The following is a 14,472-nucleotide window of genomic DNA, read 5'->3' on the forward strand; positions in this document are numbered from 1 at the left end:
GGCCGGTGCCGCACATGTACGCCGTGAGCAGCCCGCTCCTGTCCCGCCCCGGCGCCGTGCCCGCCGAGCCGCCCGACGAGGGCGTCGCAGCCCATTACGGAGATCCGTACCGCGAGCAACGCGCGCTCGCGGAGGGACGCGCCTCCGTCGACCTGTCGCACCGGCCGGTGATCCGGGTCAGCGGCTCGGACCGGCTGAGCTGGCTGCACTCGCTCACCACCCAGCACCTGACCGACCTGGCCCCGCGCACGCCGGTCCAGGCCCTGGTGCTCAGCCCGCACGGCCACATCGAGCACGACCTGCACCTGGTCGATGACGGGCAGACAGCCTGGATCACCGTGGAGCCCGGCACCGCGACCGACCTGGTCGCGTTCCTGGACAAGATGCGCTTCATGCTCCGGGTCGAGGTGGCCGACGTGAGCGCCGAGTGGGCTGGCGTCTGGGTCCCGGCCGGCGGCGCCGACGTCCCGGGCAAGGAGCACGCCTGGCGCCACCCGCGTACCGCGGAGGAACTCGGCGAGTACGCCGGACGCGAGGTGCTGGTGCCGCGCGCGCGGCTGGCTGACGCCCTCGGGCCGGTGGCCGGGGTGTGGGCGCACGAGGCGCTGCGGATCGCCGCGCACGTGCCTCGGCACGGTTTCGAGACCGATCACCGCACGATTCCGCACGAGCTCGGCCTGCTCGCTCCGGCGGTGCACCTGAACAAGGGTTGCTACCGCGGCCAGGAGACGGTCGCCCGGGTGCACAACCTCGGCCGCCCGCCGCGCCGGATGGTGTTCCTGCACCTGGACGGCAGCATGCTGGACCTGCCGGGCCACGGCGCCGAGATCACCCTGGAGGGGCGCGCGGTCGGCTACGTCGGCAGCGCCGCGTGGCACTACGAGCTGGGCCCGATCGGGCTGGGGATCATCAAGCGGAACACCGCCAACGACGCTACCCTGCTGGCCGGTGGAGTTCCCGCCGCCGTCGAGGTCGTCGTCGAGGCCTGACGGTTTCGACGACGAGTCTGACGGTCCATCAGGTGCCAGCGCCCAAGGTTGCCGTAGCGGTGCTACCGCCCTGGTACCCGGCCGCGTTCGACAAGTTGGCCCTGGACCTGCAGGTCCCCACCGAGTTCCCGCCTGAGGTCGTTGCCGCAGCGGAGAAGGCCGCTGAGCAGAAGTTCGGCGAGGACCGTGCCGACCGGCGCGACCTCGACCTGGTCACTCTCGACCCGGCCGCCTCGATGGACCTGGACCAGGCCTTCGCGATCGAGCCGCTCGGTGACGGATTCCGGCTCCACTACGCGATCGCCGACGTCGCGGCGTTCGTGCACGCGGGCGACCCGATCGACCTTGAAGCCAACCGCCGGGTCGAGACCCGCTACGCCCCCGACCGCCGCATCCCGCTGCACCCCCCGCAGCTCTCCGAGGCCGCGGCCAGCCTGCTCCCGGACCAGGACCGACCGGCCGTGCTCTGGACCCTCGACCTCGACGCGGCCGGCGAACTTCTCGAGGTCGACGTCACCCGCACCCTGGTCCGCTCCCGCGCCAAACTCGGCTACGACGCTGTCCAGCGCGAGGTCGAGGCCGGCACCCAGGACGAGCGGATCGAGCGGTTGCGCGCGCTGGGCGAGCTGCGGTTGGCCGCCGAACGCAACCGCGGCGGGGTCAGCCTGCCGCTGCCGGAGCAGGTCGTCGATGTCGACGGCGCGGACGGCTGGCGGCTCAGCTCCCGGCTGCAGACCCCGGTCGAGACCTGGAACGCGCAGCTGTCCCTGCTCACCGGGATGGCCGCGGCGAAGGTGATGCTCGACGCCGGGATCGGCCTGCTGCGCACCCTCCCGCCGCCTGAGGCCGACGCGATCGACGGACTGCAGAGACGGGCCAAGGCCCTCGGCTTCGACTGGCCGGCCGAGCAGTCCTACCCGGAGTTCGTCCGCGCCATCGACCCGACCGCGCCGCGCGCCCCGGCCCTGCTGCGCGCCTGCACCACGCTCTTCCGCGGCGCCGGGTACCTGGCCTTCGACGGCGAGACGCCGGAGAACGCTGTGCACGCCGCGATCGCCGCGCCCTACGCCCACGTCACCGCCCCGCTGCGGCGCCTCGCCGACCGCTACGCCGCCGAGGTGTGCCTCGCGGTGAAGGCCGGCACCGACATTCCGGACTGGGTACGCACGGCGCTGCCCGGCCTGCCCGAGCGGATGGCCGAGGGCGCCCGCGCGGCGAACTCCTTCGCCGCCGAGGTGCTGAACCTGGTCGAGGCCGGCCTGCTCGCCGACCGGGTCGGCGAGAGCTTTCCCGGCACCGTGGTGTCGACCAACTCCGGCGGCACCCACGGGACGTTGCTGATCACCGACCCCTACGTCGAGGCCAAGGTCGACGGCACCGGCCTCCCGCTCGGCGACCCGATGGAGGCGCGCCTGGCCGAAGCTGATCCGATGACCCGTCAGATCCGCTTCGAACCGGTCTAGCGTCCGATCACCCGAGCGCTATCACGCTCGCCTCTTCGGACGTCCCGGCAGAGTGGGTGTCAGAGCTCCAGCAGGACGGTGAAGGGCCCGTCGTTCAGCAGCTCGACCTTCATATGGGCGCCGAAGACGCCGGTCGCCACGGCCGCGCCACGCGAGCGCAGGCCGGCGACGACGGCATCGACGAGGGGCTCGGCGACCGCCCCGGGGGCGGCGGCGATCCAGGTCGGGCGGCGGCCCTTGCGGGCGTCGCCGTAGAGGGTGAACTGGCTGACCACGAGCAGCGGGGCGCCGAGGTCGGAGCAGGACTTCTCCTCGGCCAGGATCCGCAGGGTCCACAGCTTCTCGGCCAGCTTGTCCGCGAGAGCGGGGGTGTCCTCGTGGGTCACCCCGACCAGGGCGAGCAGCCCGGGCCCCTCGATCGCCCCGACCACGGAACCCTCGACGGTCACACTCGCCCGCTCGACCCGCTGCACCACTGCCCGCATCCTGCGATTCTCGCGGGCCGTTGCGTGTCACGATCGAGGGCATGGCCGCGGAGTTGCCCCAGGGCACGTTGATCACCGTCGCGCCCACCGGCGCGGAGCTCGCGAAGACGGACCATCCGAACCTGCCGACCACGCTCACCGAGCTGGTCGCCACGGCGAAAGCGTGCGCTGCGGCAAGGGCCGGGATGATCCACGTCCATCTGCGCGACGGTCAGGACCGGTCCTGCCTGGACGTCGGCAGGCTCAAGGAGGCCGTCGCCGCGATCCGCGCCGAGACCGACCTGCTGGTCCAGCTCTCCACCGGCGGCGGCGTGACGGATTCCTTCGAGAAGCGCATGGCGGTCCTCGACGCGGAACCGGACTCCTGCTCGCTGACCTGCGGCACGGTCAACTTCGGCGACGACGTGTTCACCAACCCCTGGCCCTTCATCGCCGAGCTCTACCAACGCACGCAGGCCCGCGGCGTGGTCCCGGAGTTCGAGCTGTTCGACCTCGGCCACGTCTCGACGCTGCACCGGCTGCTGGACGCCTACGGCCCGCCGGCTACCGGCCGGATCCACGCCGACCTGGTGATGGGCGTCCCCGGTGGCATGCCCGGCACCGTGGAAACCGTGGTCGCGGTCGTCACGGCGCTCCCCGCGGACGCGACCTTCTCCGCGACCGGGATCGGCCGGGCCGCGCTGCCGGTCGCGTTCGCTGCGCTGGCCGCCGGCGGGCACCTGCGGGTCGGCCTGGAGGACACCGTGACCTTCGCTAGAGGTCGCCCGGCTCGGGACAACGCGGAGCTCGTGGAACGGGCTGCCGCCCTGGCTGACCTGGCCGGGCGCCCTCCGATCCAAGGGGCGGACGCTCGCCGATTCCTCGGCCTGCGAGCGGGCTGAAATCGGTCTGAGATCGGGATCACGCCCCGAGTGCTGCCTGTGTGCTTGCAATTGTTAGCACCTCGAGCAAGCATCTACCCATGGCAACGCTTCCCGGCGGCCTCGGGGAGTACCTGAGGGAGCAGCGCAAGAACAGCAAGTTGTCGATCCGACAGCTGGCGGCTGCTGCCGGGGTGTCCAATCCGTACCTCAGCCAGATCGAGCGCGGGCTGCGAAAGCCGTCCGCAGAGATCCTGCAGCAGCTCGCCAAGGGGCTGCGGATCTCCGCGGAGCAGCTCTACATGCACGCCGGGATCCTCGACGAACGGGACGACTCCAGCCAGGAGTTCGCCACGGTCGTGATGGCGGATCCCAGCCTGTCCGAGCGGCAGAAGAGCGTGCTCATGGATGTCTACGGCTCGTTCCGTAAAGAGAACGAGATGTCGGCCGGCACTGAAGCCGGCGCCGAACCGACCGAGTGAAGAGGAGCCAGTAATGGCCAGCACCGCCGAGATCCGCAAGACCTACACCGACTTCGCCAAGACCCTCACCGGCCCGAAGCCGTTCTACGCCGTCGCCGGCGTGGGCGACCTGGCCGTCGAGAAGGTCAAGAACCTACGGCCGACCGCCGAGGACAAGAGCGTCAAGGACCTGCCGAAGCAGCTCACCGACAAGATCTCGGACCTCCCCAAGGAGGCCCGCAAGGTTGCCGACAAGCTGACCGACCGCGTCGACACCCAGGTCAAGGCCGCCGACGAGCGCTACGAGAAGCTCGCCAAGCGCGGCGAGACGATCGTCAAGCGCGTCCGCACCCAGAAGTCCACCAAGGACCTGGTCGAGCAGGCGAAGTCGACGATCAACAGGGCCCGCAACGTCCGTGGCACCGCCACCGAGGGCGCGAAGAAGACCACCACCGCGGCCAAGAGCACCGTCACCGCCGCCCGCAAGACCACCACCCGGGCGCGCTCCGCCGCGACCGACGCCGGCACCAAGGTCGGCGACTGATCACCGGCACCACTGAATAGCAGCACCGCAAAACACGCACCAGGAGCGAAACCGGGCAACGGCCCGGCCGGAAGCGCCGTCAGGGCACTCCCGGCCGGGCCGGTTCGTTTAAGCTGACGCGTCACAGTCGGCGCCAATGGGAGGACGGGCGTGGAGATCTGGTTCCTGCCCCCGGAGTCGGCTGCCGCTCTCGGGACGGCCGCGTTGTTCGCGGTGCACGTCTTCGCGCTCGGTGACTGCCTCATCCGGCCGAGCGGTGCGTTCGTGGCGTCCGGTAAGAAGACCAAGCAGTTCTGGTCGATCATCCTCGGCGTCGCCGCCGGTTGCACGTTGCTGCTGTCCAACGTGACGTACACGCTCGTGCTCGCGGCCACGGTGGCCGCGCTGGTGTACATCCTCGACGTCCGCCCGGCGGTGCAGGCCTTTCGCGGGCCCCGCGGTGGCGGCGGTCGTCAGCCGCGCACCCCGCGCGGCGGCTGGTAGATCAGGCCGGCGGAGCCGTCGGAGCCGACTGGGCCGCAGCAGGGCCAGCCGGCTTCAGTCGCTTGGCCGACTTGCTCCGGTAGACCACGACCCGGTCCCCGACCTGGGCCTTGTCGAACAACGAGCGCATGGCCGTGTAGTCGCGGATGTTCACGCAGCCGTGGGAGGCACCGGAGTAGCCGCGGGCGGCGAAGTCGGGGGAGTAGTGCACCGCCTGTCCCCGGTCGAAGAACAGTGCGAACGGCATCGAGGTGTCGTACAGCGTCGAGACGTGGTCGCGGCTCTTGCGGGTGATGGCGAAGACGCCCTCCCGGGTCGGGGTCTCGTCCGAGCCGAAGCGGGCGTCCAGCTTCGTCTTGACCACGCCGTCGATCACCCAGCGCACGGCGCGGGCCCGCTTGTCGACGCACATCACGTGCCCGTGCAGGCAGCTGGCGGGCAGGCGCCGTCCGTAGGGCTGGTCGGCGCCGGCGGCCAGGTCGAGACGGTCCACCTCGCCGGTGCGGTTCTCGAGTTCGGTGAGTGTGGCCTGGTCCACCGAGCCGGTCCGGGCGAAGCCGGCCAGGCGCTGGAAGGCCTTCACCTGCGCGACCGTCTCCTGGCCGTAGAGGCCGGAGGTCGGGATGTCGCGTACCCCGACCCGCTGCAGGCGGACCTGCAGCACCCGCACCGCCCGGCCGCGGTCGTTCACCGTCAGGACCGGGACGCCGGTCCCGGGCTTCGCGTCCCGCGGGCCCTCGACCGAGGACACCTCGGACGGACGCGGCTGGTTCGGGTCGGCCAGAGGTGGGATCACATCCGCCGAGGCGGGCGTGGCGACCGCCAGCGCCCAGGTCAGGGCGAGAGCGCTCAGGGTGACGTGCCGGCGCTGCATGCAGTGATCTCCGCGGGTCCTCGGACATGGCATCGGCCGCCCGTAAACACGGACGGCCGATGCCGATTCTACGGGGACTTCTCCACTTCTCCTACTGGGAGAACGCTGGGCGTCCCCGGGTGATCACCAGTAGTAGATGTACACCCGGGTGCCGGTGGGCGTGTTGTTGAACAGGGTGCGCATCCGGCTGTAGTCGCGGGTGTTGACGCACCCGTGCGAGGCGCCGGAGTACCCGCGGCGGGCGAAGTCCGACGAGTAGTGGATCGCCTGGCCGCCGCTGAAGAACATGGCGAACGGCATCGCGCTGCCGTAGAGGCTCGAGACGTGGTCGGCGTTCTTCCAGTACACCCGGAACATGCCGTTGCGGGTGGGCGTGCTGCTGGCGCCAAAGCGGGCGTCCAGGCGCACGATCGTCTTGCCGTTGACCAGCAGGCGAATCAGCCGCTGCGACTTGTCGACGCAGATGATCTTGCCCTTGTAGCAAGGCCGCGGCATCTTCGGCCGGGCCTCGGCCGGGTTCGCGGTCACGACGCCGGCGCCGAGCAGGGCGGTGCACGCCACGCCCGCAACGGTTGCGCGGAACGACTTCGACGCCATGGGGGTACTCCTCGGAGAAGGAACGTGAATCCGAGTGTTCTTCATCCGAATCGGGTACTTCAGCCGTTATTGCCAAATGCCGTGACGGCTTTAACGATCATCCAGCCTTTTGCCCGTTCTGCTGGCGTGTCGCTGACCTGACGATCGGCTCAAGATCAACGGTGGACGTAGACCTTGGTTCCGACCGGACTCGCGTTGAACAGCGCGCGCATCGCCGAGTAGTCACGGGTGTTCACGCAGCCGTGGGAGGCGCCGGCGTAGCCATTGCGTGCGAAGTCCGACGAATAGTGGATGGCCTGGCCGCCGCTGAAGAACATCGAGAACGGCATCGCGGTGCCGTAGAGGCTAGAGACGTGGTTGGCGTTCTTCCAATAGACGCGAAAGAGGCCCTCACGGGTCGGCAGGCCCCGGCTCACCGAGCCGAAGCGGGCGGACATCGAGATCACCGTGCGGCCGTTCACCACGAGGGCCAGCTGGCGGGTCGACTTGTTGACGCAGATGACGCGTCCGCTGTTGCAGGCCGCCGGGCGGGCCGAAGCCTCGGACGGCATCGCGATGAAGGAAGCGCCGATCAGAGCGCTGGCTGCGAGCCCAACGCCCGCAGCGCGCTTGCGGTTGGAGGCCATTACCGACTCCTTGGAGATCGAATACCAGAGTGATGTTCGGGTCTGGTGACAGGCACGCTATGACAGATGTGCGAATTGCACCAGATGTGTTGTTTCGCCCTCATGCGGTACGACGGTTTGCGATGCTGTTCGGTTGACCGGAATGCGCGAGGATCCCCCGCGGTTGTCCAGGCGGCCGGAACTTGATCGCGGAGGTGGAGCACGTGCGCGTCCTGCCGGTCACCGGGGTCATGCCGCGACGGGTCGCGACCCTGTCGGTGCACACCTCGCCGCTGGATCAACCCGGTACCGGGGACGCCGGTGGGATGAACGTCTACGTCGTCGAGGTGGCCAAACGGCTCGCCCAGGCCGGCGTCGAGGTCGAGATCTTCACGCGTACGACCTCGTCGGATCTACCGCCTGTGGTCGAGATGGCACCCGGCGTCACGGTCCGCCACGTCACGTCCGGCCCCTTCGAAGGGCTGGCCAAGGAGGACCTGCCGGCCCAGCTGTGCGCGTTCACCAATGGCGTCCTGCGGGCCGAGGCGACCCGCGAACCGGGCTACTACGACCTTGTCCATTCGCACTACTGGCTCTCCGGGCAGGTCGGCTGGCTGGCCGCCGAGCGATGGGGCCTGCCTCTCGTGCACTCCATGCACACGATGGCCAAAGTGAAGAACGCCACGCTCGCGTTCGGCGACACGCCGGAGCCGGCCTCCCGTGTCATCGGCGAGACCCAGGTCGTCGAGGCCGCGTCCCGGCTGGTGGCCAACACCACCGAAGAGGCCGACCAACTCAGCGAGCTCTACGGCGCCGACCCGGCCCGGGTCGACGTGGTCGTGCCCGGAGTCGACCTGGACCTGTTCCTGCCCGGCCGCCGCTCCGCGGCCCGGGTCGAGCTCGGCATCGCCGACACCGACGACGTCCTGCTGTTCGTCGGCCGGATCCAGCCGCTCAAGGCGCCGGACGTCTTGCTCGCCGCCGTCGCCAAGCTGGTCCAGGGCGACCTGGCCCGGCGGAACCGCACCGTGGTCGCGGTGGTCGGTGGGCCCAGCGGCTCCGGCACCGCGGAACCCGAGCAGCTGCAGAAGATGGCCGTCGAGCTCGGCATCAGCGACCTCGTCCGGTTCAGCCCCGCGCTGCCCCAGTCCGAGCTGGCCCGCTGGTACCAGGCGGCCGACGTGACCGTGGTGCCCTCGTACTCCGAATCCTTCGGTCTGGTCGCCGTCGAGTCCCAGGCCTGCGGCACCCCGGTGGTGGCCGCCTCCGTCGGCGGACTGCGCACCGCGGTCTCCGAGGGCGAGTCCGGGCTGCTCGTGGTCGGGCACGACCCCGACGACTACGCCGCCGCCCTGCACCGCCTCATCACCGACCACGACCTGCGCCGGCGCCTCGGCGACGGGGCGGTCGAGCACGCCGGCCGGTTCGGCTGGTCGGCCACCGCGGCTCGACTGCTCGGCGTCTACGCCCGGGCCATGGGCGAGCGGAGCGAGTCCATCATGAGAATCGAATCGGTCCCCGTGAGGACGAAGTCCGCTGCGGTGACTCGATGAGCGGTTCCCCGTTGGCGGCCGGCCTGCGGGCCCAGGGATGAGCAGCCAGAACGAGGTAGCCGACCTCCTCCGCCACGAGCTCGACGCTCTTGAGCTGGACTGGACCGAGGCGCGGCCGGGTCTGTTCGTCGTCACCCTGCCCGGCACCAAGAAGCTGTCCACCACCTGCTCGCTGGCGGTCGGGGCGCACAGCGTCACGGTCAACGCCTTCGTCGCGCGGCGCCCGGACGAGAACCACGAAGTGGTCTACCGCTGGCTGCTCGAGCGCAACGCCCGGATGTACGGGGTTTCGTTCATGGTGGACAAGCTCGGTGACATCTACCTGACCGGGCGGGTCTCGCCGAAGGCGCTGGACGCCGCCGAGATCGACCGGCTGCTCGGGTCGGTCCTGGAGTACGCCGACGGCGCCTTCAACCCGATCCTGGAGCGCGGCTTCGCCTCCTCGATCCGCAAGGAGCACGCCTGGCGGGTCTCCCGCGGCGAGTCGACGGCGAACCTCGATGCGTTCCGGCACCTGCTCGATGCCGCGGACCCGACCGCGGACCCTGTGGACAACTAACCATTAGGCGTGACACGCCTTTTGGTTCTACAGGCCGACGCGGGCCCGCTTGGGCGTGATTCGGATGCGGGTGTCGTAGCCGGTGTCCAGGTCGTCCACGGTGAACTCGATCTGCTCCATCAGCGCCGCGTACTTGGTGAGGTAGCCGGCCTGCGCGCTGCCCTTGACGCCGTGCTCGAGGGTGGCGCTGCCGTGGAGGACCACGACGTCCGACCCGGCCGGGTCGCGGGTTTCGAAGTGCAGCGTCACCCGGGGGCGGGCCGCGATGTTGCGCGACTTCACGCTCCCCGGCTGGGCGAACACCAGCAGGTCGTCCCCGTCGGGCACGAACCAGACCGGGTTGGGGGCGGGTGCCCCGCTGTCGGTCACCGTGGTCAACCAGGCGATCTCCTCGGTGGCGATGCGGGTGCGGGCAGCCTCGGGTAGGTCCATGACGCCACCGTACGAGGTGTCCCTAGGCTCTGCGCATGGCCGAATCGACCTACCGCCTCATCCTGCTCCGACACGGCGAGTCCCAGTGGAACTCCTCCGGCCAGTTCACCGGCTGGGTGGACGTCGACCTGACCGCCAAGGGCGAGGCCGAGGCCGCCAGGGGTGGCCGTCTGCTGACCGGGGCCGGCCTGCTGCCCGACGTCGTGCACACCTCGTTGCTGCGCCGGGCGATCCGCACGACCGAGATCGCGCTGAACGCCGCCGACCGGCACTGGATCCCGGTCCGGCGGCACTGGCGGCTCAACGAGCGGCACTACGGCGCCCTGCAGGGCAAGGACAAGAAGGCGACGCTGGCGGAGTTCGGCGAGGAGCAGTTCCTGCTCTGGCGCCGCTCCTACGACACCCCGCCGCCGCCGCTGGCCGACGACGACGAGTTCTCCCAGGTCGGCGACGACCGCTACGTGAGCCTCGCGCCGGAGATCGTCCCCCGCACCGAATGTCTGGCCGACGTCGTCGACCGACTGCTGCCGTACTGGTACGACGCGATCGTGCCGGACCTGCGGACGCTGCCGGTGGTGATGGTGGCCGCGCACGGCAACTCGCTGCGCGCGCTGGTCAAGCACCTGGACGGGATGGCCGCCGAGGAGGTCACCGGCCTGAACATCCCGACCGGCATCCCGCTGCTCTACGAGCTGGGTCCGGACCTGCGCCCGCTGCAGCCGGGCGGGCGCTACCTCGACCCGGAGGCCGCGGCCGCGGCCATCAACGCGGTGAAGAACCAGGGTCGCTGACGGGGAGTCAGTTCGCCGTGGTGTAGGAGTTCGGCTCGTCGTCGCGCGCACCCGGCCACTCGCCGGTGGCCAGGTAGACCACCCGGTGCGCCACGGACACCGCGTGGTCGGCGAAGCGCTCGTAGAACCGGGCCAGCTGGGCGAGGTCGACCGCGGTCTGGATGCCGTGCGCCCAGTCCGGTGACATCAGGGCCCGGAACATCGTCTCGTTGAGCCGGTCCATCTCGTCGTCGTTGCGCTCGAGCTCCAGGGCGGCCGCGACGTTGCGGGAGGCGATGACGCTGCCGGCCTTGGTGACGATCCGCTGCGCCACGTGGCCCATCTCCATGATGGTGGAGACCATCTCCGGCGGCACCGCCGAGGACGGGTAGCGCATCCGGGCGACCTTGGCCACGTGCAGCGCGAGGTCGCCCATCCGCTCCAGGTCCGCGGTCATCCGCATGCTGGTGATCACGGTGCGCAGATCGGTGGCTACCACGGGTTGCTGACGGGCCAGCAGATCGTAGGCGCGCTCCTCCAACTCGTCGCGACGCTTGTCGATCGACTTGTCCTGCGCGATCACGGTCTCGGCCAGATCCAGGTCGGCCTCGAGCAGCGCCGAGGTCGCCCGTGCCATGCCGAACCCGACCTGCTGGGTCATCTCGACCAGCCCGTTGCGAATGGCGTCCAGTTCCCCCTGGAAGGCGTCGCGCATGACGGTTCCCCTCGTCGATCGGCTCGTTCGCGTCCAACCCTTGACCTTGCCCAGCTCATCATGAACGACCGCGGTCGAGCACGTGAACACTCTGCCGGGTCGGACGTGTGGGCGGTTCCGCGGGTACGGGTTACCCGCCCGGCAGCCTACGATCGAGGCATGACGAGCGTGTGCTCGCCCAGATGGGTTCCCGTGTGGACGCCTCGCTGATCGCCTTCGGTGCGCTGATCGGCCTCCTCATCGGTCTCGGGGCCGGCCTGGCCTACCGGTTGAGCGACCGGTCGATCCGGCCGCCGATCCCGGAGCGCGAGGCCGGCCTGCCCGAGGGCGTCGCCCAGGTCCTGTCCGTGCTGCGCTCGCTCGCGGTGGTCCTCGACGTCTCGGACCAGGTGATCAAGGCCAGTCCGGCCGCCTCCGCGTTCGGGATCGTCCGGGCCGAGCGCCTGGTGGTGGACGAGCTGGCCGATCTGGTCGCGAACGTGCGGCGGGACGGCCGGATCCGCGGCGTCGAACTGGAGCTCCCGCGCGGCCCGGTGGGTGGGGGAACCCTCGCGGTCAGCGCCCGGGTCGCCCCGCTGGGCATGAGCCACATCCTGGTGCTGATCGAGGACCAGACCGACGCCCGCCGGGTGGACGCGATCCGGCGCGACTTCGTCGCCAACGTCAGCCACGAGCTCAAGACCCCGGTCGGCGCCCTGCGGTTGCTGGCCGAGGCGGTGCAGGACGCCTCCGACGATCCCGACGCGGTCGTCCGGTTCGCCGGCCGGATGCAGCACGAGTCGCAGCGGCTCTCGCACCTGGTGCAGGAGCTCATCGACCTGTCCCGGTTGGAGAGCCGCGATCCACTCAAGGACGCACAGCCGGTCGGCGTCGACACCGTCGTCGAGGCGGCGATCGACCGCACCCGCGAGTTGGCCACCGCCAAGGGCATCGACCTCACCAGCCACGGCGAGAACGGCCTCAAGGTCTTCGGCAGCGAGGCCCAGCTGGTGATGGCGCTGGGCAACCTGATCGAGAACGCCGTCAACTACAGCGCGGGCAAGACCCGCGTCGGGGTGACGGTGCGCAAGAGCGGGGATCTCGCCGAGATCTCCGTGACCGACCAGGGCATCGGCATTCCGGGCAGCGAGCTGCAGCGCATCTTCGAGCGGTTCTACCGGGTGGACCCGGCCCGCTCGCGGATGACCGGGGGGACAGGCCTGGGCCTGTCCATCGTCAAGCACATAGCCCAGAACCACGGCGGCGACGTCCGGGTGTGGAGCGCGGAAGGTTCCGGCTCCACGTTCACCCTGCGTCTGCCGCTGTTGACGTCTGCTTCCGGCACGGGCCGGCGGCTTGAAGGATGAGGAGTATCCCTAGATGACCCGCTTGCTCGTGGTCGAGGACGAGGAATCGTTCTCCGATGCGCTGTCGTACATGCTCCGCAAGGAGGGTTTCGAGGTCGCTGTCGCCGGCACCGGCCCTGACGCCCTGGAGGAATTCGACCGCGGCGGGGCCGACCTGGTCCTCCTCGACCTCATGCTCCCGGGCCTGCCCGGCACCGAGGTCTGCCGCGCGCTCCGGCTGAAGTCGAACGTGCCGGTGATCATGCTGACCGCCAAGGACAGCGAGATCGACAAGGTGGTCGGCCTGGAGATGGGCGCCGACGACTACGTCACCAAGCCGTTCTCCCACCGCGAGCTGCTCGCCCGGATCCGGGCGGTGCTGCGCCGGCACGGTGACATCGAGGAGGTCGCCTCCTCGGCGCTGGCCGCCGGCCCGGTGCGGATGGACGTGGAGCGCCACGTGGTGACCGTCAACGGCACCTCGGTCTCCCTGCCGCTGAAGGAGTTCGAGCTGCTGGAGCTGCTGCTGCGCAACGCCGGGCGGGTGCTGACCCGGATGCAGCTGATCGACCGGATCTGGGGCGCCGACTATGTCGGGGACACCAAGACCCTCGACGTCCACGTGAAGCGGTTGCGTTCGAAGATCGAGCCCGACCCGGGTTCGCCGAAGCACCTCGTCACGGTGCGGGGCCTGGGGTACAAGTTCGAGCCCTGATCCGGTCACAGTCCGGTTGCGGTGGCGATCACGCCTGTCGTTGCACCGTCCGGCTGACCTGCAGGAGTACGAGAGCCTCTCGGTTGTCAAGTACCTAGAGGGCCCTGACGAAGGCTCTGACCTGCATAAACGTCGAAGGACCCTTCTGAGACGCGTGGTATCCTTGGGGTGCCAAAGGAAGGGGAATTGACACCAATGGCATTCAAGGTCGGCGAGACCGTGGTGTATCCGCACCACGGCGCAGCGCTCATCGAGGCAATCGAAACTCGACAGATCAAGGGTGCGGATCGGATTTACCTGGTTCTGAAGGTTGCGCAAGGTGACCTGACGGTGCGAGTACCCGCCGACAACGTCGATCTCGTCGGCGTCCGCGACGTGGTGGGCCAGGAAGGCCTGGACCGGGTCTTCGAGGTGCTGCGCGCCCCGCACACCGAGGAGCCGACCAACTGGTCGCGCCGGTACAAGGCCAACCTCGAGAAGCTCGCCTCCGGCGACGTGATCAAGGTGGCCGAGGTCGTCCGCGACCTGTGGCGGCGTGAGCGTGACCGTGGCCTGTCCGCGGGCGAGAAGCGCATGCTCGCCAAGGCCCGCCAGATCCTGGTCAGCGAACTGGCTCTGGCTGAGAACACCAACGAGGACAAGGCCGAGGCCATCCTCGACGAGGTGCTTGCTTCCTAGGCTCCTCCTCTTCCTCAGAGCACAGCAGTGTCACGAAGGCGCGGACCCCAGGGTCCGCGCCTTCGTCGTTCCCGCACCGCGCCAATAGGGTCCAGGTATGAGAATCGCCGCCATCGTCCCGGCCGCCGGACGGGGCGAGCGGCTCGGCCCCGGTACGCCCAAAGCGTTGCGTGAGCTCTCCGGCGTGCCGATCCTGGTGCACGCGGTGCGCGCGGTCGCGGCCTCCCGGGCGGTGGAGCTGGTGGTGGTGGCCGCGCCGCCGGACGGCGTCGGCCTGGTCGCCTCTTTGCTGGCCGACCACGACCTGGCCGCCGAGGTCCTGGTCATCGCCGGTGGGGCCAGCCGGCAGGACTCGGTGCGGCTC

19 protein-coding genes are annotated in these 14,472 nt (G+C 70.0%); 13 read left to right on the top strand and 6 right to left on the bottom strand.

Annotated features, from left to right (window positions below):
- The first annotated feature begins 14 nt into the window (after positions 1-14).
- Positions 15-989 (top strand): folate-binding protein YgfZ, encoded by a 975-nt coding sequence (locus tag H0X00_RS13025; RefSeq protein ID WP_367186599.1) that lies wholly within the window; start codon positions 15-17, stop codon positions 987-989.
- A 32-nt stretch (positions 990-1,021) separates the two neighbouring features.
- Positions 1,022-2,452 (top strand): RNB domain-containing ribonuclease, encoded by a 1,431-nt coding sequence (locus H0X00_RS13030; protein WP_293771531.1) that lies wholly within the window; start codon positions 1,022-1,024, stop codon positions 2,450-2,452.
- 59 nt (positions 2,453-2,511) lie between these two features.
- Here H0X00_RS13030 and dtd read toward each other — a convergent pair whose 3' ends face one another.
- Entirely contained in the window at positions 2,512-2,937 is a 426-nt protein-coding gene (gene dtd, locus H0X00_RS13035) for a D-aminoacyl-tRNA deacylase (RefSeq protein WP_293771533.1), read from the bottom strand.
- 41 nt (positions 2,938-2,978) lie between these two features.
- Between dtd and H0X00_RS13040 the strand changes: the two genes are divergently transcribed.
- From H0X00_RS13040 to H0X00_RS13055, 4 genes are all read left to right on the top strand, one after another.
- Positions 2,979-3,818 carry a 3-keto-5-aminohexanoate cleavage protein gene (locus tag H0X00_RS13040; protein WP_293771536.1) on the top strand — a complete coding sequence of 280 codons (840 nt, stop codon included), beginning with the start codon at positions 2,979-2,981 and terminating at the stop codon, positions 3,816-3,818.
- An 80-nt stretch (positions 3,819-3,898) separates the two neighbouring features.
- The gene (locus H0X00_RS13045) at positions 3,899-4,279 is read left to right on the top strand and encodes a helix-turn-helix transcriptional regulator (protein WP_293771539.1); all 381 of its coding nucleotides are present in this window, start codon (positions 3,899-3,901) and stop codon (positions 4,277-4,279) included.
- Between the two features lie 13 nt (positions 4,280-4,292).
- Positions 4,293-4,802 carry a hypothetical protein gene (locus tag H0X00_RS13050; RefSeq protein ID WP_293771542.1) on the top strand — a complete coding sequence of 170 codons (510 nt, stop codon included), beginning with the start codon at positions 4,293-4,295 and terminating at the stop codon, positions 4,800-4,802.
- Positions 4,803-4,952: 150 nt separating this feature from the next.
- On the top strand, positions 4,953-5,285 hold the full coding sequence (locus H0X00_RS13055; protein ID WP_293771545.1) for a DUF2516 family protein: 333 nt from the start codon (positions 4,953-4,955) through the stop codon (positions 5,283-5,285).
- A 1-nt stretch (position 5,286) separates the two neighbouring features.
- On the opposite strand, the gene H0X00_RS13060 is transcribed toward H0X00_RS13055, so the two are convergent.
- From H0X00_RS13060 to H0X00_RS13070, 3 genes are all read right to left on the bottom strand, one after another.
- Positions 5,287-6,159, bottom strand: coding sequence for a L,D-transpeptidase family protein (locus H0X00_RS13060; protein WP_293771547.1), 873 nt, complete (start codon positions 6,157-6,159; stop codon positions 5,287-5,289).
- Between the two features lie 123 nt (positions 6,160-6,282).
- On the bottom strand, positions 6,283-6,756 hold the full coding sequence (locus tag H0X00_RS13065; protein ID WP_293771549.1) for a L,D-transpeptidase: 474 nt from the start codon (positions 6,754-6,756) through the stop codon (positions 6,283-6,285).
- A 155-nt stretch (positions 6,757-6,911) separates the two neighbouring features.
- The gene (locus tag H0X00_RS13070; protein WP_293771552.1) at positions 6,912-7,382 is read right to left on the bottom strand and encodes a L,D-transpeptidase; all 471 of its coding nucleotides are present in this window, start codon (positions 7,380-7,382) and stop codon (positions 6,912-6,914) included.
- A 230-nt stretch (positions 7,383-7,612) separates the two neighbouring features.
- Between H0X00_RS13070 and mshA the strand changes: the two genes are divergently transcribed.
- On the top strand, positions 7,613-8,914 hold the full coding sequence (mshA, locus tag H0X00_RS13075) for a D-inositol-3-phosphate glycosyltransferase (protein WP_367186600.1): 1,302 nt from the start codon (positions 7,613-7,615) through the stop codon (positions 8,912-8,914).
- Positions 8,915-8,951: 37 nt separating this feature from the next.
- Complete coding sequence (locus tag H0X00_RS13080; protein ID WP_293771558.1) at positions 8,952-9,473, top strand: YbjN domain-containing protein; 522 nt, start codon at positions 8,952-8,954, stop codon at positions 9,471-9,473.
- A 27-nt stretch (positions 9,474-9,500) separates the two neighbouring features.
- Here H0X00_RS13080 and H0X00_RS13085 read toward each other — a convergent pair whose 3' ends face one another.
- Complete coding sequence (locus H0X00_RS13085; protein ID WP_293771561.1) at positions 9,501-9,905, bottom strand: pyridoxamine 5'-phosphate oxidase family protein; 405 nt, start codon at positions 9,903-9,905, stop codon at positions 9,501-9,503.
- Between the two features lie 35 nt (positions 9,906-9,940).
- On the opposite strand from H0X00_RS13085, the gene H0X00_RS13090 reads away from it, so the two are divergent.
- Positions 9,941-10,696 carry a phosphoglyceromutase gene (locus tag H0X00_RS13090; RefSeq protein WP_293771564.1) on the top strand — a complete coding sequence of 252 codons (756 nt, stop codon included), beginning with the start codon at positions 9,941-9,943 and terminating at the stop codon, positions 10,694-10,696.
- Positions 10,697-10,703: 7 nt separating this feature from the next.
- Here H0X00_RS13090 and phoU read toward each other — a convergent pair whose 3' ends face one another.
- A complete protein-coding gene (gene phoU / locus H0X00_RS13095) occupies positions 10,704-11,390 on the bottom strand; it encodes a phosphate signaling complex protein PhoU (protein ID WP_293771567.1) in 687 nt (228 codons plus the stop codon).
- 182 nt (positions 11,391-11,572) lie between these two features.
- Between phoU and H0X00_RS13100 the strand changes: the two genes are divergently transcribed.
- From H0X00_RS13100 to H0X00_RS13115, 4 genes are all read left to right on the top strand, one after another.
- On the top strand, positions 11,573-12,736 hold the full coding sequence (locus H0X00_RS13100; protein ID WP_293771569.1) for an ATP-binding protein: 1,164 nt from the start codon (positions 11,573-11,575) through the stop codon (positions 12,734-12,736).
- Between the two features lie 13 nt (positions 12,737-12,749).
- A complete protein-coding gene (locus tag H0X00_RS13105) occupies positions 12,750-13,430 on the top strand; it encodes a response regulator transcription factor (protein WP_293771572.1) in 681 nt (226 codons plus the stop codon).
- A 195-nt stretch (positions 13,431-13,625) separates the two neighbouring features.
- Positions 13,626-14,108, top strand: a complete 483-nt coding sequence (locus H0X00_RS13110; RefSeq protein ID WP_293771575.1) for a CarD family transcriptional regulator — start codon at positions 13,626-13,628, stop codon at positions 14,106-14,108.
- A gap of 97 nt (positions 14,109-14,205) precedes the next feature.
- Positions 14,206-14,472: 2-C-methyl-D-erythritol 4-phosphate cytidylyltransferase (locus tag H0X00_RS13115; RefSeq protein ID WP_293771578.1), on the top strand; the 267-nt coding region annotated here is incomplete at its 3' end.

Origin of the sequence: Sporichthya sp. (genome assembly GCF_013815995.1) — a bacterium.
GTDB lineage: Bacteria > Actinomycetota > Actinomycetes > Sporichthyales > Sporichthyaceae > Sporichthya.